The 25,828-nt window shown below is 64.4% G+C and carries 25 protein-coding genes; 16 read left to right on the plus strand and 9 right to left on the minus strand.

What is annotated here, in order from left to right:
* The first annotated feature begins 1 nt into the window (after position 1).
* Entirely contained in the window at positions 2-1,219 is a 1,218-nt protein-coding gene (gene gspF / locus LPA34_RS13055) for a type II secretion system inner membrane protein GspF (RefSeq protein ID WP_228978702.1), read from the plus strand.
* A gap of 48 nt (positions 1,220-1,267) precedes the next feature.
* Here the strand turns inward: gspF and LPA34_RS13060 are convergent, their stop codons facing one another.
* The gene (locus tag LPA34_RS13060; RefSeq protein ID WP_228978705.1) at positions 1,268-1,678 is read right to left on the minus strand and encodes a type II secretion system protein N; all 411 of its coding nucleotides are present in this window, start codon (positions 1,676-1,678) and stop codon (positions 1,268-1,270) included.
* 170 nt (positions 1,679-1,848) lie between these two features.
* Here LPA34_RS13060 and gspG point away from each other — a divergent pair, with 170 nt between their 5' ends.
* From gspG to LPA34_RS13100, 8 genes are all read left to right on the plus strand, one after another.
* The gene (gene gspG, locus LPA34_RS13065; protein ID WP_228978706.1) at positions 1,849-2,313 is read left to right on the plus strand and encodes a type II secretion system major pseudopilin GspG; all 465 of its coding nucleotides are present in this window, start codon (positions 1,849-1,851) and stop codon (positions 2,311-2,313) included.
* A 12-nt stretch (positions 2,314-2,325) separates the two neighbouring features.
* Positions 2,326-2,799, plus strand: a complete 474-nt coding sequence (locus tag LPA34_RS13070; RefSeq protein WP_228978707.1) for a GspH/FimT family pseudopilin — start codon at positions 2,326-2,328, stop codon at positions 2,797-2,799.
* Between the two features lies 1 nt (position 2,800).
* Complete coding sequence (gene gspI / locus LPA34_RS13075) at positions 2,801-3,199, plus strand: type II secretion system minor pseudopilin GspI (protein ID WP_228978710.1); 399 nt, start codon at positions 2,801-2,803, stop codon at positions 3,197-3,199.
* Positions 3,177-3,896, plus strand: a complete 720-nt coding sequence (locus LPA34_RS13080) for a PulJ/GspJ family protein (RefSeq protein WP_407672631.1) — start codon at positions 3,177-3,179, stop codon at positions 3,894-3,896. The genes gspI and LPA34_RS13080 overlap by 23 nt, the downstream gene beginning before the upstream one ends.
* Before the next feature lie 590 nt (positions 3,897-4,486).
* The gene (gene gspK / locus LPA34_RS13085; protein ID WP_267478871.1) at positions 4,487-5,719 is read left to right on the plus strand and encodes a type II secretion system minor pseudopilin GspK; all 1,233 of its coding nucleotides are present in this window, start codon (positions 4,487-4,489) and stop codon (positions 5,717-5,719) included.
* A 20-nt stretch (positions 5,720-5,739) separates the two neighbouring features.
* Complete coding sequence (gene gspL / locus LPA34_RS13090) at positions 5,740-7,131, plus strand: type II secretion system protein GspL (protein ID WP_228978714.1); 1,392 nt, start codon at positions 5,740-5,742, stop codon at positions 7,129-7,131.
* Entirely contained in the window at positions 7,128-7,631 is a 504-nt protein-coding gene (locus LPA34_RS13095) for a type II secretion system protein M (protein ID WP_228978715.1), read from the plus strand. Before gspL ends, LPA34_RS13095 begins: the two co-directional genes overlap by 4 nt.
* 10 nt (positions 7,632-7,641) lie before the next feature.
* Complete coding sequence (locus LPA34_RS13100; protein ID WP_228978717.1) at positions 7,642-8,421, plus strand: type II secretion system protein N; 780 nt, start codon at positions 7,642-7,644, stop codon at positions 8,419-8,421.
* Between the two features lie 39 nt (positions 8,422-8,460).
* Here LPA34_RS13100 and LPA34_RS13105 read toward each other — a convergent pair whose 3' ends face one another.
* Positions 8,461-10,086, minus strand: a complete 1,626-nt coding sequence (locus tag LPA34_RS13105) for an efflux transporter outer membrane subunit (RefSeq protein WP_324251733.1) — start codon at positions 10,084-10,086, stop codon at positions 8,461-8,463.
* Between the two features lie 232 nt (positions 10,087-10,318).
* Complete coding sequence (locus LPA34_RS13110; protein WP_228978719.1) at positions 10,319-10,675, minus strand: hypothetical protein; 357 nt, start codon at positions 10,673-10,675, stop codon at positions 10,319-10,321.
* 259 nt (positions 10,676-10,934) lie between these two features.
* Between LPA34_RS13110 and LPA34_RS13115 the strand changes: the two genes are divergently transcribed.
* A complete protein-coding gene (locus LPA34_RS13115) occupies positions 10,935-11,396 on the plus strand; it encodes a MarR family winged helix-turn-helix transcriptional regulator (protein WP_228978720.1) in 462 nt (153 codons plus the stop codon).
* Positions 11,397-11,547: 151 nt separating this feature from the next.
* A complete protein-coding gene (locus tag LPA34_RS13120; protein ID WP_324251734.1) occupies positions 11,548-13,119 on the plus strand; it encodes a DHA2 family efflux MFS transporter permease subunit in 1,572 nt (523 codons plus the stop codon).
* Between the two features lie 24 nt (positions 13,120-13,143).
* On the opposite strand, the gene LPA34_RS13125 is transcribed toward LPA34_RS13120, so the two are convergent.
* The 4 genes from LPA34_RS13125 to ada form a co-directional block, all read right to left on the minus strand.
* Positions 13,144-13,644, minus strand: a complete 501-nt coding sequence (locus tag LPA34_RS13125; protein ID WP_228978722.1) for a hypothetical protein — start codon at positions 13,642-13,644, stop codon at positions 13,144-13,146.
* Positions 13,645-13,773: 129 nt separating this feature from the next.
* Positions 13,774-15,387: a glutamate--cysteine ligase gene (gene gshA, locus LPA34_RS13130; RefSeq protein WP_228978723.1), complete on the minus strand. Its 1,614-nt coding sequence runs from the start codon at positions 15,385-15,387 to the stop codon at positions 13,774-13,776.
* A 236-nt stretch (positions 15,388-15,623) separates the two neighbouring features.
* The gene (locus tag LPA34_RS13135) at positions 15,624-16,550 is read right to left on the minus strand and encodes a DNA-3-methyladenine glycosylase family protein (protein WP_228978725.1); all 927 of its coding nucleotides are present in this window, start codon (positions 16,548-16,550) and stop codon (positions 15,624-15,626) included.
* A complete protein-coding gene (gene ada, locus LPA34_RS13140) occupies positions 16,547-17,680 on the minus strand; it encodes a bifunctional DNA-binding transcriptional regulator/O6-methylguanine-DNA methyltransferase Ada (protein WP_228978727.1) in 1,134 nt (377 codons plus the stop codon). Before ada ends, LPA34_RS13135 begins: the two co-directional genes overlap by 4 nt.
* Before the next feature lie 427 nt (positions 17,681-18,107).
* Here ada and LPA34_RS13145 point away from each other — a divergent pair, with 427 nt between their 5' ends.
* Positions 18,108-18,533: a VOC family protein gene (locus LPA34_RS13145; RefSeq protein ID WP_228978729.1), complete on the plus strand. Its 426-nt coding sequence runs from the start codon at positions 18,108-18,110 to the stop codon at positions 18,531-18,533.
* A 40-nt stretch (positions 18,534-18,573) separates the two neighbouring features.
* Here LPA34_RS13145 and LPA34_RS13150 read toward each other — a convergent pair whose 3' ends face one another.
* Together LPA34_RS13150 and LPA34_RS13155 are read right to left on the minus strand one after the other, a co-directional pair.
* Positions 18,574-19,128, minus strand: a complete 555-nt coding sequence (locus LPA34_RS13150) for a YaeQ family protein (RefSeq protein ID WP_228978730.1) — start codon at positions 19,126-19,128, stop codon at positions 18,574-18,576.
* Between the two features lie 65 nt (positions 19,129-19,193).
* Positions 19,194-20,171, minus strand: coding sequence for a LysR family transcriptional regulator (locus LPA34_RS13155; protein ID WP_228978731.1), 978 nt, complete (start codon positions 20,169-20,171; stop codon positions 19,194-19,196).
* Between the two features lie 179 nt (positions 20,172-20,350).
* Here LPA34_RS13155 and LPA34_RS13160 point away from each other — a divergent pair, with 179 nt between their 5' ends.
* The 4 genes from LPA34_RS13160 to araH all read left to right on the plus strand — a co-directional run bounded on the left by LPA34_RS13160 (position 20,351) and on the right by araH (position 25,619).
* Positions 20,351-21,814, plus strand: a complete 1,464-nt coding sequence (locus LPA34_RS13160) for an aldehyde dehydrogenase family protein (RefSeq protein ID WP_228978732.1) — start codon at positions 20,351-20,353, stop codon at positions 21,812-21,814.
* A gap of 141 nt (positions 21,815-21,955) precedes the next feature.
* Positions 21,956-22,960 (plus strand): arabinose ABC transporter substrate-binding protein, encoded by a 1,005-nt coding sequence (locus tag LPA34_RS13165; protein WP_228978733.1) that lies wholly within the window; start codon positions 21,956-21,958, stop codon positions 22,958-22,960.
* Positions 22,961-23,028: 68 nt separating this feature from the next.
* Positions 23,029-24,561, plus strand: a complete 1,533-nt coding sequence (gene araG, locus LPA34_RS13170) for an L-arabinose ABC transporter ATP-binding protein AraG (protein ID WP_228978734.1) — start codon at positions 23,029-23,031, stop codon at positions 24,559-24,561.
* A gap of 44 nt (positions 24,562-24,605) precedes the next feature.
* Positions 24,606-25,619, plus strand: a complete 1,014-nt coding sequence (araH, locus tag LPA34_RS13175; protein ID WP_228978735.1) for an L-arabinose ABC transporter permease AraH — start codon at positions 24,606-24,608, stop codon at positions 25,617-25,619.
* The last annotated feature ends 209 nt before the right edge of the window (positions 25,620-25,828 follow it).

Genomic DNA, 25,828 nt, shown 5'->3' on the forward strand with positions numbered 1-25,828 from the left:
CATGCCAGCGTTCCGCTTCGAAGCGATCGATGCGTCCGGCAAGGCGCAAAAAGGCGTGCTCGACGCCGACAGCGCCCGCGGCGCACGCACGCAGTTGCGCACGCAGGGATTGACGCCGCTCGTCGTCGAACCTGCCGCGACGCGCACGCGCGGCGAACGCAACCAGCGTCTGTCGCTCGGGCGCCGGCTGTCGCAACGCGAGCAGGCGATTCTCACGCGACAGCTGGCGAGCCTGCTGATCGCCGGGCTGCCGCTCGACGAAGCGCTCTCCGTGCTGACCGAGCAGTCCGAGCGCGACTACATCCGCGAGCTGATGGCGTCGATTCGCGCCGAAGTGCTCGGCGGTCATTCGCTCGCCAATGCGCTTTCGCAGCATCCGCGCGATTTTCCCGAGATCTATCGCGCGCTCGTTTCGGCCGGCGAACATACCGGCAGGCTCGGCCTCGTGCTGTCGCGCCTCGCCGACTACATCGAGCAGCGTAACGCGCTCAAGCAGAAGATCGTGCTGGCGTTCACGTATCCGGCGGTCGTCACGATCATCGCGTTCGGTATCGTCACGTTCCTGCTGAGTTACGTCGTGCCACAGGTCGTGAACGTGTTCGCGAACACGAAGCAACAACTGCCGTTTCTCACCATCATGATGATGGCGCTCTCCAGTTTCGTGCGGCACTGGTGGTGGGCGGTGCTGATCGCGCTCGTGGTCGCGATCTACATCGCGCGTTCGATTCTTGCGCAGCCCGGGCCACGTCTCACGTTCGACCGCTGGCTGCTCACGGCGCCGCTCTTCGGCAAACTCGTGCGCGGCTACAACACCGTGCGCTTCGCGAGCACGCTCGCCATCCTGACGGCTGCCGGCGTGCCGATCCTGCGCGCACTGCAGGCCGCGAGCGAAACGCTCAGCAACAAGGCGATGCGCCTGAACATCGACGACGCGATCGTGCGCGTGCGCGAAGGCACGTCGCTGTCGCGCGCGTTAGGGAATACGAAGACGTTTCCGCCGGTGCTGGTTCACCTGATCCGTTCCGGCGAAGCGACGGGCGATGTCACCACGATGCTCGACCGCGCAGCCGACGGCGAATCGCGCGAACTCGAACGAAGGACGATGTTTCTGACGAGCCTGCTCGAACCGCTGCTGATTCTCGCGATGGGCGGCGTGGTGCTCGTGATCGTGCTGGCGGTGATGATGCCGATCATCGAACTGAACAATCTGGTTCAGTGAGCGGTGGACATTGAAAACGCGGGGCGGGCATCGAGGCCGCGCTGAAAGCTAGCGGACGTAGATGGTAGGGCCGGGCGCGTTGGCGGGCAGGAATACTTCGGAACGTGCCCCGTTGCGATCGATGATGATCGAGCGTGTGCGGACTTCCGAGAGTTTCGCGCCTTGCATGATCGTGCTGCCGAGCGATACGGCATGCGGCGGCTCATCGCCGGTGCTGATGATTGCCGCGGCGCCTTCGCGTAGCGCGAGGATGCCGAAGAGACGCACGTCCTGATTCGTGTTGCGCGTGAGCTTTCCGCCGAAGAGCGTGGCGGCCTGTTCGACCGAGACAGGCGGAAGTGCTGCAGCCGCCGCCGGACCGGGCCGATGCGCGGTGAGCGTGACGACCCACCAGGTCAGCGTCGCGCAGAAAACGGCGAAGAGCGCGAGTGACAGGAGGCGTGTTTGAGGTGCATTCATGCGCGTCATTGTACGGACTATTGTGAAATTTGCGTGGAGTTGAAACCCTTCAACTCCATGACATTAGAATGACTTGCCGGGTCTGACTCCCGGCGATGAATCGCGGAATATTCACCGCATCGGACGCCGTCCGGTGCATCGATACATTTTATGGAACGAGGTAGCAAGCTATGCAGATGTGGACCACACGCCGCTCCGAAATCATGGGGCCGCGCGCCCGCCGTCAACGCGGGTTCACGTTAATTGAAATCATGGTGGTCATCGCGATCCTCGGCATTCTTGCCGCGCTGATTGTGCCGAAGATCATGAGTCGTCCGGACGAAGCACGTCGCGTCGCGGCGAAGCAGGACATCGGCACCGTGATGCAGGCGATGAAGCTCTACCGGCTCGACAACGGGCGTTATCCGACGCAGGAACAGGGTCTGCATGCGCTGATAGAAAAGCCGTCGACCGACCCCGTGCCGAACAACTGGAAAGACGGGGGTTACCTGGAGCGTTTGCCGAACGATCCGTGGGGCAACGCGTATCAGTATCTGAATCCGGGCGTGCATGGTGAGATCGACGTGTTCAGCTACGGCGCCGACGGCAAGGCGGGCGGCGAAGGCAACGATTCCGACGTCGGTTCCTGGCAATAACCGGCCGACTGTATGAAGGCGATCCGTCCGGGGACGCGCGCGTCCGGCTTCACGTTGCTGGAGATGCTGGTGGTGCTGGTGATTGCCGGCCTGCTGGTGTCGCTGGCATCGCTGTCGCTCACGCGCAATCCGCGCACGGATCTGAATGAGGAAGCACAACGTCTTGCGCTGCTGTTCGAATCGGCCGGCGACGAAGCGCAGGTCCGCGCGCGTCCCGTCGCGTGGCGGCCGCTCGATGGCGGCTATCGCTTCGACGTGCGCACCGATGACGGATGGCGTCCACTGCGTGACGACCTGCTGGGACCGCGTCGCTGGGAAGGTGGTGTGACGGGCGTGTCGATCAGCTATCCGGGTTCGGACCAGCGATCCGACCGGATTGTTTTTGGCACGGAGAGCATCGATGCGCCGGTGCAGGTCACGCTTTTTTCTTCCGCGGGGCGCGCGACCATCGTCGGCACGGGCAATGGCCGGTATGAGGTGCATTGAGATGCGGCCCTCGGCGCGGGGTGTCGGGCGATCGCGTGGCTTCACGATGATCGAGGTGCTGGTCGCGCTCGCGATCATCGCGGTTGCGCTTGCTGCGTCATTGCGCGCGGTGGGCAGTCTCGCGACTGGCGAGGCCGAGCTGCACAAGCGTCTGCTGGCTGGCTGGAGCGCTGACAACACGCTCGCGCAGTTGCGGCTTGCGCACTCGTGGCCCGAGGTGGGCGCGCATAGCTTCGACTGTTCGCAGGGCAATCTGCAGCTGATCTGTACCGAGAACGTGAGTGCCACGCCGAATCCGGTTTTCCGGCGTGTCGAAGTGGCGGTGACGACACCCGGACGTTCCGGCAATCTGGCCCAGCTGGTGACGGTGATAGCAAATGAAACGAACCGGTCGCTGTGAGGGTTGCGCGCGCGGCGTCACGCGGGTGGGCCGGATGAGTCGTGGGGGGGGCCGCGGTGGCGCGCGCGGTTTTACGCTGATTGAACTGCTGGTGGCGATTGCGATTCTGGCGGTGATTGCGGTGTTGTCGTGGCGCGGGCTGGACCAGATCGTTCGCGGGCGACAGACGATTACAAACGCGATGGAAGACGAGCGTGTGTTTGCACAGCTGTTCGACCAGATGCGGATCGACGCCCGTCAGGCTGCATCGGATGACGAGGCTGACGGGGCGGCGGTGAGCATCGGTAGCAGCGTGTTGCAGATTGTGCGAGTGCGTGATGAGGTGGGTGCTGCGCCTCGGCTGCAGGTGGTGCGGTACCGGATCGTCGATGGACGCGTGATCCGGTATGCGTCGCCGCCGCTTGCGAACGTGGGAGAGTTGCGGCGCGCGTTGCAGGGTGGCGAGGGAAGCGACTGGAACGCGGTGCCTTTGATGGGCGGGGTGGGGTCGATATCGGCGCGGGTGTATGTCGCGAAGGTGGGGTGGACTGCGCAGATGAAGGATGTGCAGTCGGCGATTACGAAGTATGACAATGATCTGAAGGTACCCCAGTTGGGGAACGCGCCGTTGCCGCGCTCGGTGACCGGGCTGGAAGTGAGTATTGGCGCGAAGTCGCTCGCGAGGCCTGTTGTGCGGGTGTTTCTGGTGGGGGAGTGATGGTGCGTGAGTTTGCGTTACACGCGGGGCTGGGTTTTTGTTTTCTGGTCAGGTTTTTTGTTGGCCTTTCCTTGTATTGGTGTTGGTCTATTAGCGTCGCCCCTGTGCGGGGCGGCACCTACTTTTCTTTGCCTTGCCAAAGAAAAGTAGGCAAAAGAAAGGCGCTTCGACAATTCATCTTTTCCCGGTGTGTCATCGTTGGGGAATGGCAACCCATGAAGTGTCGCCCCCGCACTTCACCCGGCATCGGTCCCCGCGCGATTCCATCTCGCGCGCGTTCATTGCAGATGACAAAGCCGTCATTCACCCGACTCCACGCTTCGCGTGTCGCCGAAGGGTTCACCGCCCTCTCCGCTTTTGTTGTTTCCGGTTTGCGTGATCTTTTGGGTGTCCGCGCTCAAGCGGCGTCGCGGGTTGCCAGCCGGACCCTTCCGCGACGCACGCAGTGCGAAGCGGGATGGATGAGCCCTTTGTCACGGACGATTGTTTTGCGAGGAGTGGTCTCGTGCGCGGGCCTAAGTGGTTCTGGCGCGATGCCGACACTTCATGGGTTGCCATTCCCCGCGTGTGACACACCTGGAAAAGATGAGTTGTCGAAGCGCCTTTCTTTTGCCTACTTTTCTTTGGCAAGGCAAAGAAAAGTAGGTGCCGCCCCGCACAGGGGCAACGCCAATAGACCGACGCGAATACAAGGAAAGGCCAACAAAAAACCTGACCAGAAAACGAAAAACCAGAAAACGAAAAACCAGAAAACAAAAAACCAGAACGGTGCGGCAATCATAACCGCGCTCCTGGTCGTAGCGCTCTCAGCCATTCTGGTCTCCGGCATGCTCTGGCGCCAGCAAGTACAAATCCGAAGGATCGAAAACCAGCGATTACTGGCCCAGGCCCAGTGGGTATCCCGTGGCGCGCTCGACTGGACGCGCCTCATCCTCCGTTCGGAAGGTGACACTTCCGCCGGTATCACCTACCTCGGCGGCATCTGGGGCGTACCCATCGCCAAAACACGTCTGTCGGATTTCCTCGGCCAGATCGGTGAAGTGCGCGCGGCCCAGGGCGCGGACACGTATCTGTCCGGCTCCATCGAAGACGCCCAGGCAAAATTCAACCTGCGAAACCTCGTCTCGAGCCCGGCGCCCGGCGCGCTGCAACTGAACATCGAACAGATCCAGTCGTTCCAGCGCCTCCTCGCGCTCCTCGGCGTCGACGGCCAGCTCGCAAAGAACACCGCCGTCCAGCTGCGCGCCAGCCTCGGTCAGTCCGCCACCCGCTTCCAGACGCCATCGACCACCCCCACCGCAACGTCCCAAAACGCCCCGCAGCAAGGCGGCATCACCGGCAACAGCAACTTCACCGATCAACCCGGCCTCGCCGACAGCAATGACAACTCCGCCGTCGCCCCGCTTCAGATGACAAGCGTCGATTCGCTGCTCGACATCCCCGGCTTCACGCGCGAAACGGTCGAGCGCCTGCGCCCGTTCGTCACCGTTCTGCCAACCACATCGGCCATCAACATGAACACCGCCCCCGCCGAGGTAATCGCAGCCGTCGTGCCGGGGATGAGCCTCTCGAGCGCGCAGGCGTTCGTCGCGCGTCGCGAGACGGTGTTCTTTCGTAACGTCGGCGACGTGCAGCTTGCGTTGCGCGGCGCAGGCGTGCAGCTTGCGGTGTATGACCCGAACATGCTCGACGTCAATACGAACTACTTCTTGATCCACGGACGCGTTCAGCACGAACGCGCGGAAGTGGACCGCACCACGCTCGTCTATCGCGATCCAATGACTCACACTACGCGTATCGTGCGTGGACGCGACCAGCTATGAATAATCGGAGAGACTGACCTTTGAGCACCCTGATCGTCCTGTTGCCGCCGCGTGACCCGGCGGTGCCTTCGCAGGAATGGCAACTACCGGACATGCCGTTCCTGCTGCTCGACAAGGCAGGTCGCACGCAGCGCGCCGGCCGCTCGGCGCTCGCGCTGCTGCCGCGCGCGTCGTCGACCGTGCTGATGGTCGCCGCCCGCGATCTCCTGATGCTCGCCGCGACGGTGCCGCCGCTCAAAGGCCCGCGGCTGCGTCAGGCACTGCCGAACGTCATCGAGGATCAACTGATCCAGGACCCGCAAACCTGTCACATCGCCCTCGATCCGCAACCGCTCGCAGCCGGACGCCATCTGCTCGCGATCGTCGATCGCGGCTGGTTCCGGTTTGTCGTCGAAGGCTTTCAGGCCGCAGGGCACCGCAACCTGCGCGCCGTGCCCGTCACACGCTGTCTGCCGCCAGCCGTTGCGGCCGAAACGGCAGACGCGCTCGAAGAAGCAGTCGCGCTCGCCAACGCCGATGCCGCCTCGACCCGCGTGGCACCCGGCACAACCGGCGCAACCGGTGCAACGCCCGCCATCGTGCCGGCAGCGACGCCCATCGTCGCCGCGGTGCTGGGCCGCGTCGTCCCGACTGCGCCCGCGTTGCTGCTCGATCCGGCACTCGATCACGCAACGCCGCGCGTCGAACTCGCAATCGTTCGCGGCACGCAAGGCGAAGGTCTGGCGGTGCCCGCCGCAGCCGTTCCCGCGACGCTCGGCGCGCTTGCCGGCGCCGCGCCCGTCACGCTTTACGCGCTCACCGATCTGCCCGGCAACGAGCCGCGTCTCACGTCGAACGGCGCGCTGGTGAGCGGCGCGCAGCCGCTGACGTTCGAGGCGCTCGCGCGCCGCGCGCCCGAATGCCGCTTCGATCTGTGCCAGTTCGAGTTCGCGTCGCAGCCGTGGCGCCTCGATCGCGCGACGCTGCGTCATCTGCGTGTGCCGCTACTGCTCGCGGTTGCGTCGCTCGTGGTCGCGATCGTCGGCGCCAATGTGCAGTGGATGATGCTCGCGCGCGAACGCGACAACATCAACGCGCAAATGACCGAGCTGCTCCTCAACGCGTTCCCGAAGACGACCGTCGTGCTCGACGCGCCCGACCAGATGTCGCGCCAGTTGCAGCAGTTGCGTGTTGCCGCGGGCGAACTCTCGCCGGACGATTTTCTTTCGATAGCGGATCGCCTCGCGCGCTCGCTTGGCAGCATTCCGGTGAACGGCATCGCCGCGCTCGACTATCACGACCGGCGTCTCGACGTGACGTTCAAACCTGAAGTGAAGGTCGACGCCGATCTCGGCAAACGCCTCGCGCGCAACGGCCTGAACGGCGCGATCGACAGCAACACCGGCAAGTGGACCATCAGGAACGGACAATGAAGACAGTACTGGCGGATACCTGGGCCGGATTCTGGGACGCGCGCACGATGCGCGAAAAGACGCTGCTGACGTGGGGCGGCGCGGCGATTGCCGTCGTGCTTGCGTGGTCGATGCTATGGGTGCCGGCGCAGGAAGGCCGCGCGCATCTGCGTGAAACGCTGCCCGCGATGCGTAGCCAGCTCGCGCGGATGACGGCGCAGGCCAACGACGCGCGTGCGCTGTCGGCGGCCGCGCAAGGTGTCGCGCCGACGGGCGGCGCGCTGAAAGATGCGCTCAGTGCCTCGCTGGCCAATCACGGGCTTGCGGCGACGCAGGTGCAGGTGATCGGCAACGCGGTGCAGATCCAGCTGAAGAACGCGTCGTTCCCGGCGTGGACGGCCTGGCTCGACGACGCGCGCAAGCAGTTCAAGGTGCAGGTCGCCGAGGCGCACGTGAGCGCGCTGAAGGACGACGGACAGGTCGACCTGACGGCCTCGCTCCAGCCTTCGACGGTCAAATGAGCGTTCACCGATGAACTTCTGGATGCGCCGGATGCGCGCGGTGGTGCCGTGGGTGCTGGTTGCCGTGCTGTCGAACGTTGCCGTGCTGCTGGTGCTGCTGCCCGCCGCGTGGGTCACGCCGCAATTCGCCAGGGCGACGCGCGGCCACGTGAATCTCGTCGACCCGGCGGGTTCGCTCTGGAACGGCTCGGCCACGCTGATGCTCGCCGCGGGCGACGACCCATCGGGCGCGACGCTGCTGCCTGGCCGCATCGAATGGCACACGGCGTTCTGGCCGCTGTTCACGGGCCGCGTGCGCATGCAGATGCGTCAGACCGAGGCGATGCCCGATGCGATCACGCTCGACGCCACGATGCGCGGCGCGACGGTGACGGGCGGCAGCATCGCGGTGCCGGCCTCGCTGCTTGCGGGCCTCGGCGCGCCGTTCAACACACTCGATCTGCAGGGCGACGTGCGCCTCGCGTGGACCGACTGGCGCACGCTCGGCGACGAGGCGTTCGGCCAGCTCAACGTCACGCTCGGTGAGATGAGCTCGCGGGTGTCGCTCGTGAAGCCACTCGGTTCGTACCGGGTGGCCGTGCAGGCAGAGGGCGCGAGTTCGACGGTCGATCTGTCGACGCTGAAAGGGCCGTTGATGCTCGACGGTCATGGCACGGTGCAGCAGGCGCACACGTCGTTTCAGGGCACGGCCAGCGCCGCGCCCGAGCAGCGCGACAACCTTGCCGGACTGCTGAATCTGCTCGGCCGGCGGACCGGCCCGGACACGGTGGCGCTGACCTTCGTGCATTGAGGGGCCCGAAGGTCGCATGAAGCAACCTGGCCCGGTTGCTTACTTCTGCGCGACGACGGGCTGTTGCACGGCGCTTTCGCCTGCTCCCTTACCTTGTGCCGGCGCGGTTGCCGCGACCGGTGCTGAAGCGGCGGGTGCCGCGGCGGGCGCGCTCACGCTGCCCGTTTCGCGATCCATCTGCGCGACGTCCCAGCCGCCGCCGAGCGCCTTCACCAGTCCGACCGACGACACCATCCGCTGACCTGCGATGCTCGCCAGCTTCTGCTCGGCGGTGAACGCCGTGGTCTGCGCGGTCAGCACGTTGACGTAGCCCACGGTGCCGGCCTTGTACTCGTTCTCGACGATGTCGCGCGCCTGGCGGGCCGAATCGACGGCCTGCTGCTGAACCACGATTTCCCGCTCGAGAATGCGCAGTGACGCGAGGTTGTCCTCGACGTCCTGGAACGCGGCGAGCACGGTTTGCCGGTAGACGGCGACGTTCTGGTCGTAGGTCGCACGCGCGGCATCGGTCTGCGCGCTGCGCAGGCCGGCGTCGAAGATCGTCGCGGCGAGTTGCGGGCCGAGCGTCCAGAATCGCGACGGCGCCGTCAGCAGTTGCGAAAGCACCGAGCTTTCGAAGCCGCCGCTCGCCGTCAGCGTCAGTGTCGGGAAAAACGCCGAAATGGCCACGCCAATCTGTTCGTTGGCGGCGGCCGCCTTGCGCTCCGCCGAAGCGATATCCGGCCGGCGTTCGAGCAGCGCCGAAGGCATCTGCGCGGGGACGGCAGGCGGCGTCGCGTCGAGCGGCGAAGGCGGGATCGCGAACGTCGAAGCCGGCTCGCCGACCAGCACGGCGATCGCGTGCTCGTCCTGCGCGCGCGCGACGCCGTTGTCGATCGCCGCGGCCTGCGCGGACTGCAGTTGCGTCTGCGCCTGGATGACATCCGAGCGCGCGACGATGCCCTGCCGGTACTGGTTCTGCGTCAGTTGCAGCGAGCGGGTGTAGGCGGCGACGGTGTCGTCGAGCAACTTCTGCGTGGCATCGAGCGAGCGCAGCGAGAAATACGTCTGCGCGAGCGTGGCCTGCGCGGAGAGACGCGCGTTGGCGAGATCGGCTGCGGCGCCTTGCTGCCCGGCTTCCTGCGAATTCACCGAGCGGCTTACCTGGCCCCAGAGATCCGGTTCCCAGGACGCATCGAGCCCGAGGTTGTAGCTGTTGCTGATCGAACTGGAACTGCTGAGGCCGATGGACGTACCGTTCGAACCCGTTACCGAACTCGTCGAACTGCGCGATGGCGTGCGTTGCCGCGTGCCGCCCGCCGATGCGCTGATGACCGGGAAGTATGCCGCCCTTGCCTCGCCGACGAGCGCGCGCGCCTGACGATAAGCCGCGGCGAACTGCGCGACGGTCTGGTTCGACTGGTTGAGTTTTTCTTCGAGCGCGTTCAGCTGCGGATCGTTGTAGATCGCCCACCACGTGCCGCGATCGGCCTGGTCGGCCGGTTGCGCGACTTTCCAGCCCTCGGCTGCTTCCTTGTACGACGCGGGCACCTGGACGGCAGGTCGCTTGTAGTCAGGGCCAACCGCGCAGCCCGCGAGCGCGAGCGCGAGCATCGCGCAAGCGCCGGCTAGCGTCAGGACGCGGGGCGCGACCGCAGGCGGGCGCGTGGTCTGTTCAAACTGCATGCAATGAGTTCCTTTCGATCCGGCCCGCCGCACAACGGAATGCGCCACGCGACCGCCATGACTGGCCGAAGCGCGACAGCGCGGCGCACCGGGATGGTAGCGCACGCGTTGCATAAGACGTGGAAAACTGAAAGGGTAATGCGGCGGACGTCGAAGGTGTGTTACTGACGGTTTCGGCGCGGTTACACCGCGTTACCGCCGATGCGCTGCGCGGCGCCAGATGGCGAGGCGCTTAAGTGCGCGAATCGCAGGTCTGGCGTGCCTGTTTGCCGGCCGCGGCACGGCACGGCGGCGCATCGCAGCGCGTCTGGCAGAGATTTGCGCTCGACGGCGCGGTGGCAACCGGCTTGCCGGCCTGGTCCGAACCCGAAGCCAGCCGGCCGGTGGGCGCAACCGCGGCGCGATCGCGAACGGCGCGCCGGTGATCGATCCATGCAAAGACCATTACCGCAACCGACCCACCCGGCAACACGAACATGACCACGTACAGCGCCAGCTTCCACCAGCGATTGGGCCCCTGGAAAGTCTGGAGCGCGGAACCGGTCAGGGAGCGGCTCAGGCCGCCAAGGGTGTTTTTCAGGTACAGCATTGCAGGCAATCCTCAGTGCAGCGGCACATGCCGGTGCGGTTCAATCGGTCAGAACATGGTCTCGTGATGGCGCAGGTCGCGCTTAACTCATTGCCTGTCATAATATTGACTATGCAATTAAATTTCAACATACTTTGGGCCTTGTCCGATTGACTGTTGTTTTTTTGTTGCAGCGCGCCATCGCGGATAGTCCTTTGCGCTGTCTGCCCAGGCAGATAGAATCCCGCTTCAATGAAATCGACGTTTCCGGCGGCACGCAATGATTGATGGACCTGACGACAGCAAGGAGATGCGCCTTGAAGCGAGTCTTGGCTATTACCTGTCGAAAGCGCGCAACGTGCTTGCCCAGCGGATGGACCGGGCGGTCGGACCGCTTGGGCTCACGTCGTCGCAGATTGGCGTGATCCTGCTGTTGTCGTGCGGGCGGGCGCATACGCCGTACGAGCTGTCACGGGCGATGTCCTATGACAGCGGCTCGATGACACGCATGCTGGACCGGCTCGAAAAGAAGGGTTTCATCGCGCGGAGCCGCAGTGATGCGGACCGCCGGATGGTTGAACTGGAGTTGACGTCCGAAGGCAAGGAAGCGGCACGCGTGCTGCCGGAGATCGGATCGGCTGTGCTCGACGAGCAGTTACGGGGTTTTTCGGAGAACGATCTGGCGACGCTCGTCAGCCTGCTCGAGCGCTTCATCCAGAACGGCCCGGCGGTGGACGAATAAAGAGAAGGCGCCTTGAGGCGCCTGTTTTTTGGGCATTTATCTGTCTGGGCAGAGAATGTCGGAGCATGCAAGGAGCGCCCTGGACGTGCTCCGAACGCTTTCATAAGCATGCCGCGACAAGCTTTTCCCGCAGGCAAAGGAGATTGCGACAATGTCAGCTTCCGCTACGACCACCGCCGACGGGCCGATGCAACCGGCCCAGCCCGCGCCGCTCGCCGGCGGCGCGCTCGCCTTGCTGACGCTCGGCCTCGCGCTTGGCACGTTCATGGAAGTGCTCGATACCTCGATTGCCAACGTCGCGGTGCCGACCATTTCCGGCAGCCTCGGCGTGGCGACGAGTGAAGGCACATGGGTGATTTCGTCGTATTCGGTGGCGTCGGCGATTGCGGTGCCGCTGACCGGCTGGCTCGCGCGGCGCGTCGGCGAGGTGCGTCTCTTCACGCTTTCCGTGCTCCTGTTCACGATTGCCTCGGCGATGTGCGGCCTTGCGCACAATTTCGAATCGCTGATCGCGTTCCGGCTGGTCCAGGGGCTCGTGTCGGGTCCGATGGTGCCGTTGTCGCAGACCATCCTGATGCGCTCGTACCGGCCCGAAAAACGCGGGCTTGCGCTGGGCCTGTGGGCGATGACCGTGATCGTCGCGCCGATCTTCGGCCCGGTGATGGGCGGCTGGATCACCGACAACTACACATGGCCGTGGATCTTCTATATCAACGTGCCGATCGGGCTCTTCTCGGCGGTGTGCGCGTTTTTCCTGCTGCGCGGCCGCGAAACGAAGACGACGCGGCAGCGCATCGACGCCGTCGGGCTCACGCTGCTCGTGATCGGCGTGTCGTGTCTGCAGATGGTGCTCGACCTCGGCAAGGATCGCGACTGGTTCAATTCGACCTTCATCGTCACGCTCGGGCTCATCGCGGTGGTGTCGATCGCGTTCATGCTCGTATGGGAGATGACGGAGAAGGAGCCCGTCATCGATCTCTCGCTCTTCAAGGACCGCAACTTCGCGCTGGGCGTGCTGATCATCTCGTTCGGCTTCATGGCGTTCTTCGGCTCGGTCGTGATCTTTCCGCTCTGGCTGCAGACGGTGATGGGCTACACGGCGGGCCTTGCGGGTCTCGCGACGGCGCCTGTCGGTTTGCTGGCGCTCGTGCTGTCGCCGCTCATCGGGCGCAACATGCACCGGCTCGATCTGCGGATGGTGGCGAGCTTCGCGTTTTGCGTATTCGCGTTCGTGTCGCTGTGGAACTCGACTTTCACGCTCGACGTGCCGTTCAGCCACGTGATCTGGCCGCGTCTCGTGCAGGGCATCGGCGTCGCGTGCTTCTTCGTGCCGATGACGACGATCACGCTCTCGAGCGTGTCCGACGAGCGTCTCGCGAGCGCATCGGGCCTGTCGAATTTCTTCCGGACGCTCTCAGGCGCGATCGGCACCGCGGTCAGCACGACGTACTGGGAAAACGACGCGATCTATCACCACGCGGTGCTGTCGGAGTCGGTCAACGCCTATTCGTCGAATACGACGGCGTATAGCAACGCGTTGTCGAGCTTGGGCATCGCCGGCCAGAGCATCACGGCGCAGATCAACCAGATCGTCACGCAGCAGGGCTACATGATGGCGACCAACGACTTCTTCCGGATCTCGTGCGTCGGTTTTGTGGTGCTCGCGGGCCTCGTGTGGATCACGAAGCCAAGGAAAGGCGCGTCGCCGTCGATGGGACACTAACGGTATCGCTTTGCGACGCCTGGCTCACTGCGTCACGGGCCCGCCGGTCGGCGCATGAGTGGACTGGAGCGGTCCGGTTTCAAGCTGCATTGTCGCGGCGGGCGCCGAAGCGGGTTGTTGTCCTGCCGGGCTCACGCTTGCCGCGCTGCCGCGCACGAAACGCTTGAAATCGGCGCCGGCTTCCCACGGGTTCGGCTGGCAACCCATCGCGCTGTCGCAATGCGCGGCGAAACCGATCGTCGCGGTACCGTCCTTGTTCTCCGTCTTCGTGATCTGGTAGGCGAGCGCCCGTTTGCCGCCATCCGGGCCAGCGGTCTGGATGAGCGTATCGCTGACCGATTGCAGCGCGTAACTCGATACCTGTGTAACCCACGCCTGTGCCCGCTTCCACCACATATCGCATTCGGTCCTGTTCGCACAGGTAAGCGGTGCGGTTGCGATCTGCAACGTGTCGGGATCGACCTGGCCGCTGGACGAGCAGCCTGCGGCGAGCGCGCAAAGGACAGCCAGAAGAGCTTTCTTCATCGCAATCCACCCCCATCGGTTGAGCCGCGCAAGGTGACAGACGTCAAGTCACGCGGCGGCTCACTTCATGTCATGAAGGTTTGACCGGGAGCGGTCAAGGTCGTTTCATGCGCGCGCTGCGCGCTGCACTCACACGCTGAAGCGGTTCAACGTGTACGCGCGATATGCGGCGACGAAGGCGTCGAACGAACCCACTTCTTCACGTTCGAGTTTCGCCTGTTCTTCCAGTGATTTCGCGGCCAGCGCGGCGAACGCCTGAGCCTCGCCGGCCGGCAACGGACGCGCATGAAAAGCCGCCGCATGCGCGGCGCCTTGCGCGAGACCGAATTGCAGGAAGCTCTGTTTCTGGTCGCGCATGGTTTGCAGCACGCGCGCCGATGGCGTGAGCGACACGTCGGCAAGCTTCGCGCGTTGCGCGGCGACTGCGCGTGCATGTACGTCGTCGCCGCGGATCGTGTCCAGGGCGGCGGCGGCAGCATCGATCTTCCCGAACAACTCGTTCGCCCAGTCGAGCATCGGAACCGTCTTGCCGTCGCGCGTCAGTTCGAGCGCGGGCTTGCGGCCTTCCATCGTGACGCGGCCAAAGTTCCGGTTCGCTTCCGCGTAGGCGTCAGGCGGCAGCGCGGCGCTGTCGTCGAGCGCGCAGACGAGCAGATAGGCGTCGAGAAAGCGCGCTGTTTCCAGCGAAATGCCGATCGGCTCGAACGGATCGATGTCCATGCAGCGCACTTCGACGTATTGCACACCGCGTGCGGCCAGTGCATGCAACGGCCGCTCGCCGGGATATGTGACGCGCTTCGGACGGATCGTCGAGTAGAACTCGTTTTCGATCTGCAGGACGTTCGTATTGATCTGCACCCACTCGCCGTCGCGCTGCGTGCCGATCGCTTCGTACGGCGGATACGGCTGGCTGACCGCCTTCGCGAGCGCGTCGAGGTAGCCGGGCAGCGTGTCGTAGTCGGCGTGCAGCGCGGCCTGCGCGGTCGTGTTCGAATAGCCGAGATCGCTCATCCGCAGGCTCGTCGCGTACGGGCGATACAGCGTGTCGGCGTCGAAGGTGTCGAGCGTGTGCGCGCGCTCGCGCAAAAAGCGCCGGTCGAGCGCCGGCGAAGCGCCGAACAGGTACATCAGCAGCCAGTTCGTGCGGCGGAAATTGCGGATCAGCGCGAGATAACGTTCCGACTGGAAGTCGACCGGATTGGCTGTCGACTGCTGGTCGGCGTGCAGCAATCGCCACACTTCTTCGTTCAGCGAATAGTTGTAGTGAATGCCCGCGATGCATTGCATCGTGCGGCCATAGCGCAGCGCGAGACCGACGCGATATACGTACTTCAGCTTGCCGATATTCGACGTGCCGTAATGCGCGATCGGGATTTCGTCGTCGGCGGGCAGCACGCCTGGCATCGAGTTGTTCCACAGGATCTCGTCGCCGAGTTCAGCGTAGACGAATCGATGCAGTTCATCGAGCTTTTCAAGCGTGATGCTGGCGTCTTTCTCGGCCGGCGTGATCAGTTCGATCAGCGCTTCTGAATAATCGGTGGTCAGCGACGGGTGCGTGAGCGCCGAGCCCAGCACGCGTGGGTGTGGCGTCATCGCGAGATGACCGTCCTGCGTCACGCGCAGGCTTTCTTTTTCGATGCCGCGCAGACCGGTCGTCAGCGCGTCGCGCTGCGGGCCGGAGGTCAGCACGGACAGGCGGTGCGAAAGAGCGTCGGTCGTGCGGATGGGAGTCGTGTTGGGCATTGATGCAGGTCGTGCGCTGTCGATGCGGTGTGCTACCGGCAACGATCAGCGGAATTTTCGGTAGCGGGCACTTTAACATCTCGCCACGACGGCTGCTTGTGGCCACTCTGGCGGTGCTTTCAGCGTATTCGGGACTTCCCTGGCACTGCGTTTTTTCGCTTTTGCCGTGCCGCCGGGCGGTTCGTCCTGCGGTCCATTCGTTCTACTCCCTGACCGCTTGACCCTGCATCAATTCCCTAGCCTCCGCGTGCGCCCTGTGCGCGGTCGGCGACTTCGTTCCACAGATGCATTGCCGCATACGCTCGCCACGGGCGCCAGGCTTCGGTGCGCGCGCGTTGCTGCGCCGGACGCACGAGCGCCGGGTCGCGCGCGGCGATCGCCTGCATCAGCACCAGATCGAGTGCCGGCCACGCGTCGGCGTCGCGCCACGCGCGCATCGCGACGTATTCGACAGTCCATGGCCCGATTCCCGGTAGCGCGAGCAGTGCCGCACGCATCGTATTGGGGTCGTCGATCCCGGCGCCGTCGACCGGCACCGCGCCCGACGCCACGGCCTGGGCAAAGCCCTGCAATGCGGCGATGCGCTTGCCGGGCATGCCGATCTGCGCGAGATCGACGGCCGCAAGTGCCGCCGGCGTCGGAAAGCGCCACGCAGTGCCTTCGTGCGCATGATCTTCGATGCGCTGGCCGGCGCGCTGCACGAGCCGGCCGATGATCGTGGTGGCGGCTTTCACGCTGACCTGCTGGCCGACGATGGCCCGTACGACCAGCTCGAAACCGGACCACGCGCCGGGCACACGCAGACCGGGCGACGTGTCGACGAGCGGCGCGAGCCACGGGTCGCCGGCGAAATGCGCGCGGATCGCGACCGGGTCGGCGTGCAGGTCGAACATCCGTGCGATCGGCGCTGCGAGCGCGCCGGCGTGCTGCCCGACGGCACCTTCGAGGCTCGCGAGAATGCAGCGCTTCTTCGGATGAAGGCGGACGGTGAGCGTGCCGCTGTCGCCGGCCCACTCGATGGCGCGCCGGTACGCGCCATCTTCGACCGCTTCGACGCCAGGCGTCGCGCGCCCCGCGAAAAAGCGCAGGACACGCGGCCAGTCGAAGGGTGGCTTGAACGGCAGTTCAAGCGTGACAGCGGCAAGCGAGGCGGATGTACTCAAGCGGCGTGATCCATATCGTGGGTTTCAGCGGGCGCGGATGAACCGCCGACGATGTCCGCGCCGGCGTGGCGCGCTTCGGCGTCCAGCAGCGCAGCCTTGCGCGGCAGACCCCAGCGATAGCCGGCGAGCGCGCCGCCCTTTTGCACGACCCGGTGGCAGGGAATCGCGAGCGCCACCGGGTTGGTCGCGCAGGCGCTGGCCACGGCGCGCACCGCGCGTGGCGAGCCGACCGCTTCGGCGATGTCGGAGTAGCTGCGCGTCTCGCCGTATGGAATGCGCCGCAGGGCGTCCCAGACCCGCAATTTGAACGCAGTCGAGGCGATGTCGAGCGGCAGATCGACCTCCTGCCGGCTGCCGCGCAGATACGCGTCGATCTGCGCGATGAACGGCATCAGCGGAGCGGCTTCGTCGCGGAGTTCGGCATTGGCGAATTCGACGCGCAGTTCGTCGACGAGCGGCCCCGCATCGTCACCGAAAGCGATCTTGCAGATGCCTTTTTCCGTGGCGGCCACCAGCACGAAGCCGAGCGACGTCGGCGCACTGGCGTAGCGCACGACGAGCCCCGCCCCCTTGCGACGGTACGCCGAAGGCGCCATGCCGAGTTCGGTGGGCGCGGTGTCGTACATGCGCGATGGTGAGCCGAAGCCGGCGTCGACCGTGGCGCGCGTGACGTCTTCGCCTCGCCGTAGCGCGTCGCGCAGCGCGGCGCCGCGTTGGGCGGCCTGATACTCGCGCGGCGACACGCCCATGACGCGCTTGAAAAGGCGCTGCAGATGAAACGGGCTGACGTGTACGGCTTCGCCCAGTTGCGCGAGCGTGACGCGCTGCTGTGGATCGGCGTCGAGCGCCGCGCACGCGCGGTTCACGATCTCGATGTCGCGTGGCAGACGGCCGGGCTGGCAGCGCTTGCAGTCGCGATAGCCGGCGGCGCGGGCGTCATCCGCCGTGTCGAAGAATTCGACGTTTTCGCGGTGCGGCGGCCGCGACGCACACGAAGGACGGCAGAAAACGCCCGTTGTGCGGACGGCGAAGAAAAACGCGCCGTCGGCATCGACGCTGCGTTCGGTGACGGCGGCCCAGCGCTTTGCGTCGGTGGACCAGGCGGTACGGAGGGTGTTCGAGGTGTTCATGACGTTCCCGGAAGGACGGTTTCGATGTTCACCAATGTAGTCGGCATCCCCTCACCCTACGCTCCGGTTCTTGCGCTGTCATTTCGGCCATTCGGCTAACGGACGGGGGTTTGCGCGATGCGCCATAAGTAATATGCGACAAATTGTCATTTCCTCGGGTTTTCCCTTAAAAAGTTATTGCATCGCACCAGGCCGTTGTGTATAGTTGTCTCTGTCTCCTCCATGTCTCCTCCTGATATGGATTCAGCCCGCTCCAATAGAGCGGGCTTTTTTTTGCCTGTTTTTTCTCTGGCGTTACGCCTGCCGGGCCGCGCCAACGGTCATTCAACTCCTTCTGGCGCTTCCGTTTCACGCGCGCCGTCTGCCTCTCCTACACTCTTAGACGACCATCCAGCGGCGTCCAGGCCGGAACGAAGGAGAGATTCCCATGAAGTTTCATATTCGCGAGATCGACCATATCGTCATCAGGGTGCGCGATCCCGAGGCGATGACGCGTTTTTACTGCGACGTGCTCGGCTGCAACGTCGAGAAAGAGCAGCCGGACATCGGACTCACGCAGTTACGTGCCGGGCGATCGCTGATCGATTTGCTGAAAGTAGGCGGTCCGATCGACCGTCCGGAGAGCGGCTCGCCAGACGCGGGTCGCAATATGGACCACGTCTGCCTGCGCATCGAGCCGTTCGACGCCGATGCGCTCAGAGCCCATCTGGCCGCGCACGGCGTGCAGCCTGGCGAACAGGCGTTGCGATACGGCGCGGACGGTTACGGGCCTTCGCAGTATCTCTTCGACCCGGAAGGCAATATGGTCGAACTGAAAGGGCCACCCGAAGCGGCGCATTCCAACGCGCTCTAGGCAAGGCATCGGAAGAAACGGCGCGGCACGGAAATACGCGTCAGGCGCCGGCGGGCGCCTTCAGCACCGACCACTCGATCGGCACCGGGTCGGCGGTCGAACTGCCGAGCCACGCCGCGCCGTCCTGCACCGTGCATTGCAGCCGCATCGTCCGTTCGGCCAGGCTGCCGAGCGATGCCGCCACGCCTTCGCCAAGCGACCACACTGTCACGTTGCGCAGCCGTTCCACCTTGCTGCGCACGCCCTGCCACCAGATATCGGACGTGCGTCCCGCGTACGCGATCACAATCACGTCGTTCGCGCGGCCGCTTGCCTTCGCGATGCGGCGTTCGTCCGGCTGGCCGACGTCGATCCAGGTTTCGATGGCGCCCGTCAGGTCCTTTTGCCAGAGATCCGGCTCATCGGTATCCGAGAGGCCCTTGCAGAATTCAAGGCGTTCCTGCGCGAACAGCGCGAAGGCCGCGACACGGACCATCATCCGTTCGTCGGTTTCGGACGGATGGCGGGCGATCGTCAGCTGGTGATCGGCGTAATAGTGCCGGTCCATGTTGGCGATCTGGAGTTCAGCCTTGTAAATCGTCGATTTGATAGCCATGCAGCGTTTTCAGCCCGCTCGCACGGGCGATTCAGAATAATAGGGATCAGGCAGCGGACCGCCGGTTAGCGGGCCGCCGCGGCGTCGAACGGGCCGCCGTAAACATCCGCGGCGGCCGCGCGCAGCGCGCCGAGCACGACCGAAGCCGCGGGTGAAAGCAGATGCGACTGGCGCGTGATGATACCGAAAGCGTCCATCCGGTACGGCAGTTCAATCGGCAGACGCTTCAGCACGCCGTATTGCTGGTACTGCCGCGTGACTTCGTCGGGCAGCACGGCGAGCATGTCGCTTTGCAGAAGCAGGCTCGCGATCGCCAGAAAATTGTTCGTGTTCACCACGTTCTGCGGCGGATTCAGCCCGATCTGCGAAAACATCATGTCGAACCGGTGACGCAGCACGCTGCCCGGCGGATGCAGCACCCAGCCGGCATTCACGATACCGCGCAGCGTCAGCCCGGCTTCGCCTTCGAGCGGATGGCCGGGCCGCGCGACGACGCACAACGGCTCGTCGGCGAGCGGTTCGTAGTGGATCTCCGTCTTCAGCTGATTCTGCCGCTCCAGCACGCGACCGATCATGATATCGAGTTCGCCTTCGGCGACGCGCGGCAACATCACGTCCGACGTTTCGACCTGCACCCAGATCTGCAACCGCGGATATTGCGTCTTCACGCTCGCGATCGCCCGCGGCACCATCGTCGCGACCGCCGCCGCGATCACACCGATGCGCACCTGGCCGGCAAGTCCTTCGCGTAACGCCGATATTTCATCGTGCGCCTGACTGAGGTTCGACAGCACCATCCGGGCGTGGCGAATCATCACTTCGCCGTACAGCGTGGCGTGCATCCCGTGCGGGGTACGGTCGAAGAGGCTCACGCCGAGCATGTCCTCGAGTTCCTTCAGCAATCGCGATGCCGCGGGCTGCGTCATGCCCAGCACATCGGCGGCGCGGCGCACGTTGCCTTCTTCTTCCATCGCCGCGAGCAGCAGCAGCTGCCGCGTTTTCAGCCGCGCGCGCACAAACCAGTTCGAATAGCTGCGGGTCATCGCGTGTCTCGTTCCGTTGTCGTGTCATGCCGCGACGCGCTGGAAAATGCGTCGCAGCGGCGTGAATGCAGTTTTCGCTATACCAGAAACGATATCACGATGTCCCAAAAAGGGATTGGAAAGTTATTGCAGCGACTCATACCATTCGTGGACTTTCAGCGAACCGGCAGTGTGCATTGATGAATCGCGACTTTCTCGTTCCCCTCGTTTCGGGTCCATTCCGGCACTTCATCAACGGTGCGTGGGAATCGGGCGCGACGACCGGGCTTTCGCTGAATCCGTCCGATCTCGATGATCCGGTCGGCGAATATGCACGCGCCGACGCCCGTCAGACCGATGATGCGATCGAAGCAGCAAGCGCCGCGTTTCGTGAGTGGTCACTCACATCGATTCAGCGTCGCGCCGATGCGCTCGATGCGATCGGCAGCGAAATTCTCGCGCGCAAGGACGAACTGGGTCGCCTGCTGGCGCGCGAAGAAGGCAAGACGCTGTCCGAGGCCATCGCCGAAGCGGCGCGCGCCGGCCAGGTCTTCAAGTTTTTCGCGGGCGAAGCGCTGCGCATTCCGGGCGAGCATCTCGCGTCGGTGCGCGGCGGCATCGATATCGACGTGACGCGCGAGCCGGTCGGCGTGACCGGCATCATCGCACCGTGGAATTTCCCGCTCGCCATTCCCGCGTGGAAGATCGCCCCCGCCCTTGCCTACGGCAACTGCGTCGTCTTCAAGCCAGCGGAAACCGTGCCGGCGTGCGCGGCGGCGCTGGCGGGCATCATCGATCGCGCCGGCCTGCCAGCGGGTGTGTTCAACCTTGTGATGGGCAGCGGCCGGCAGGTGGGCGAACGGATCGTCGCGAGCCCGCTCGTGCAGGCGATCAGCTTCACCGGCTCGGTCGCGACGGGCACACGCGTGCTGCAGGCGGCCGCCGCGCGTCAGGCCCGTGTGCAACTGGAAATGGGCGGCAAGAACCCGCTTGTCGTATTGAACGACGCCAATCTGGACACCGCCGTCGATGCCGCGCTGAACGGCGCGTTCTTCTCGACCGGGCAGCGCTGCACGGCGTCGTCGCGGCTGATCGTCGAGCGAGGTGTATTCGAGCCGTTCGTCGCTGCGCTCAAGGCGAAACTTGCCGCGCTGACGGTCGATCACGCGCTCAGGCACGGCACCGACATCGGTCCGGTCGCAAACGAACAGCAGCTTGCAGTGACGCTCGACTACCTGCGCGCCGGGCGCGAAGAAGGCGCGGAACTGGTCGCGGGCGGTCGCCAGCTTGAACGTGCGACGCGCGGTTACTTCCTCGAACCGGCGCTCTTCATCGGCGAACCGGGGCATCGCATCGCGCGCGAAGAGATTTTCGGACCGGTCGCTGTCGCATTTCCCGCCGACGACTACGACCACGCGCTGCATCTCGCGAACGACACGCCGTTCGGCCTGTGCGCGGGCATCTGCACGCAGTCGCTGAAATACGCGCGCCATTTCAGGCGACACAGCCAGAGCGGCATGGTGATGGTGAATCTGCCGACCGCCGGCGTCGATTATCACGTGCCGTTCGGCGGACGAAAGGGCTCGAGCTATGGACCCCGCGAGCAGGGCACGTACGCCGCGGAGTTCTACACGACTGTGAAAACCGCTTACGTCGCGGGCTGAACGCGCGCTGGAGCATGAACCAGCGCCGCACGCGACGTGGCACACCGGCGCACGCGGGCACCCGGATCCGCATGCGTCTGCATTGACCGGCTGCTATCTGCCAGACAGGCATGCAGCTTTAATAATCGAAGGAGACTCTCTGTGAATCGCAAGCTTCGCCGTTTGACGCTGTCCGCGATGGCCGCCGCTGCCCTCGCCGCTCCGTTTGCCGTCCACATGTCGGCACAGGCCGACGAACCGCTGAAAGTCGGCTTCCTCGTGAAGATGCCCGAGCAGGCGTGGTTCATCAACGAACAGAAAGCCGCTACGGCGCTTGGCCAGAAAGAACACTTCTCGGTCGTGAATATCGGCACGCCGGATGGAGAAAAGGTGCTGGCCGCGATCGATAACCTCGGCGCGCAAGGCGCGAAGGGCTTCGTGATCTGCGCGCCCGACGTGCGTCTCGGACCGGCCATTCAGGCGCGCGCGAAGCGCTACAACATGAAGTTCGTCACCGTCGACGACCAGCTCGTTGACTCGACCGGCAAGCCGCTGGCGAACGTGCCGCACCTCGGCATGTCCGCGTTCAAGATCGGCAACCAGGTCGGTCAGGCGATTTCGGATGAAATGAAGCATCGCGGCTGGAAGCCGGAAGAAGTCGGCGCGCTGCGCATCACGAGCTACGAACTGCCGACGGCCAAGTTGCGCACCGACGGCGCGACGCAATCGCTGCTTGCGAACGGCTTCAAGAAGGAAAACATTTTCGACGCCCCGCAAAAGACGACGGACGACGAAGGCGGCTTTAACGCATCGTCGCCGGTGCTGGCACAGCATCCGAACATCAAGAAGTGGGTGATTTTCGCGCTTAACGAAGAAAGCGTGCTGGGCGGCGTGCGCGCCACCGAGCAGCTGCACATTCCCGCAGCGGATGTGATCGGCGTGGGCATCAACGGCGCGGGCGAAGCGTTCGCCGAGTTCCAGAAGAAGGAACCGACGGGCTTCTACGGCACGATCGCCGTCAGCTCGACGAACCACGGCAAGGAAAGCACGGAGAACCTCGTCGAGTGGATCGAGAAAGGCAAGCAGCCGCCTGCCGATACGCAGACCACCGGCAAGCTGATGGTGCGCAGCAACTGGCAGCAAGTGCGTCAGGATCTGGGTATCTAAGGATGCATGTGCGGGGCACACGGCGCGTTTAGCATCGTGCGCCCCGCTCCATCAGCAAGAGGCATTTGATGACCGGTTTATCTCAAGACGAAACGACGGCGCTCGACACGCGCGCCGTCGCTCCGTATCTCCAGCTCGAAGGCATTACCGTGCGATTTCCGGGCGTGCTCGCGCTCGATCAGGTGTCGCTCGGCGTGCGTCGCGGCGAAGTGCACGGTCTCATGGGCGAAAACGGCGCGGGCAAATCGACGCTGCTCAAGGTGCTCTCGGGCGTGAACCACCCCGAAGCGGGCACGTTGTCGCTCAACGGCGCCGTGCAGCAGTTCGCTACGACGAAGGCGGCAATCGAAGCCGGCATCGCGATCATCTATCAGGAACTGCATCTCGTACCGGAACTGACGGTCGCGGAAAACCTGATGCTCGGCGCACTGCCGAACCGCTTCGGCGTGCTCGACGAGAAGGCGCTGGTCAAACGCGCCATTCATGAACTCGACCGGCTCGGCGAGAAGATCGATCCGTCGATGCAGGTGAAGCGTCTGTCGATCGGTCAGCGGCAGATGATCGAAATCGGCAAGGCGTTGATGCGCGACGCGCGCGTGATCGCGTTCGATGAACCGACGAGCTCGCTTTCCTCACGCGAAACGGAGCAGCTTTTCCGCATCATCCGTGCGTTGAAGGCCGAAGGCCGCGCGATCGTCTACGTCACGCACCGGATGGACGAAGTCTACGAACTGTGTGACCGCGTGACCGTGTTTCGCGACGGACGACGCATCGAGACGTTCGACGACGTCGACGGGCTCGATCGCGACCGCCTTATCAGCTGCATGGTGGGCCGTTCGATCAGCGACGTGTACGGCTATCGCGCGCGCGAAACGGGCGCCGTGCAGCTCGACGTCAACGGACTGATGGGACCGGGTCTCTCCGAGCCTGCTTCTTTCACGGCGCGCGCGGGAGAAATCGTCGGCTTCTTTGGTCTTGTCGGCGCGGGGCGTTCTGAACTGATGAAGCTGATCTACGGCGCGGTAAAGCCCACAGCCGGCGAAGTCACGCTCAAGGGCAAGCGCGTGCGGTTCGCCACGCCGCGCGATGCGGTGCGTGCAGGCGTCGCGCTGTGTCCGGAGGATCGCAAGCAGGAAGGTATCGTCGCGATCGCTTCGGTCTCGGACAACCTGAACATCAGCTGCCGCCGCCACTTCAACCGCTTCAACGTGCTGAACAGACGCAAGGAAGCGCAGACCTCGAAGGAATACATCGCGAAGCTTGCGATCAAGACGCGCAGCGGCGATACGCCGATCGGCACGCTGTCGGGCGGCAACCAGCAGAAGGTGATCCTGTCGCGCTGGCTCGCCGAAAAGATCGACGTGTTCCTCATGGACGAGCCGACACGCGGCATCGACGTCGGCGCGCGCAGCGAGATCTACGGCCTGCTGTACGGGCTCGCCGAAGCAGGCCGCACGGTGATCGTCGTGTCGAGCGATCTCGCGGAAGTGATCGGTGTCGCCGATCGCGTGCTCGTGATGAAGGAAGGCCGCATCACGGGCGATCTGCCCAAGGCGCAGGCAACGCCCGACGCGCTCATCAAGCTCGCGCTACCGCGCTGATACATCAGCGCGCGAATCAGGCAATCGAAATGGGAACAGACAACATGCAAACGCAATCCACCAATTCTTCCGCGCCGCCGCCGCCGCCGCACGCATCGGCTGGCGTCGGCTCGCGCGCGGCGCGCACGTGGGATCTCATCAACAAGTCCGGCATCGTGATGGTGTTTCTCATCCTGTTCGCGGTGCTGGCCTTGACGGTGCCGGACTTCGTCAGCGCGCGCAATATCCAGGGCCTGCTGCTGTCGGTCACGTTGATCGGCTCGATTTCCGTGACGATGATGTTCGTGCTCGCGCTTGGCGAAGTGGATCTTTCCGTTGCGTCGATCGTCGCGTTTTCGGGCGTCGTGGCGTCGACGCTGATTACCGCGACGCATAGCGTCGTGCTCGGCGTCGCCGCGGGCGTGCTGGCGGGCGGCGCGGTCGGGCTCGTGAACGGCGTGCTGGTCGCACGCTACAAGATCAACTCGCTGATCGTCACGCTCGCGATGATGGAAGTCGTGCGCGGCCTCGCGTTCATCACCTCGAACGGCGATGCGGTCATGATCTCCGAAGAAAGATTCTTCGACCTGGGCGGCGGTTCGTTCCTCGGCATTTCGTATCCGATCTGGAGCAACATCGTCGGCTTTGTGCTGTTCGGTTTCCTCTTGAAGAAAACCGTGTTCGGCAAGAACGTACTGGCCGTCGGCGGCAACAGCGAAGCGGCTTTGCTCGCGGGTTTGCCGGTGACGCGCATCAAGATCGCCGTGTTCGTGCTGCAAGGACTCGTGACCGGCTTCGCCGGCGTGATGCTCGCGTCGCGGATGAGTCTCGGCGATCCGAAAACATCGGTGGGTCTCGAACTCGGCGTGATTTCCGCCTGCGTGCTCGGCGGCGTGTCGCTGACGGGCGGTGTGGCGACGATTTCCGGCGTACTCGTTGGCGTGTTGATCATGGGCTCGGTGCAGGACGCGATGAGCCTGATGAACGTGCCGACTTTCTATCAATATCTGATTCGCGGCGGAATTCTGTTGCTCGCAGTACTGTTCGACCAGTACCGCCGCAACAAACGCGTGCATTGACGGGTGCCCTCTCGCGCTCGCCGCAACGGTAAAAACAGGAGTTTTCATGGCTGATTCCAAAAAGAACGCGAAGCCGCTTCGCAGCCAGGCCTGGTTCGGCCTGAAGGATCGCGACGGCTTTCTGCATCGCTCGTGGATGAAAAACCAGGGCATCCCGCACGACGAATTCGATGGTCGTCCGGTGATCGGCATCTGTAATACGTGGTCGG

This window comes from Paraburkholderia gardini (genome assembly GCF_907164575.1).
GTDB classification, from domain to species: domain Bacteria; phylum Pseudomonadota; class Gammaproteobacteria; order Burkholderiales; family Burkholderiaceae; genus Paraburkholderia; species Paraburkholderia gardini.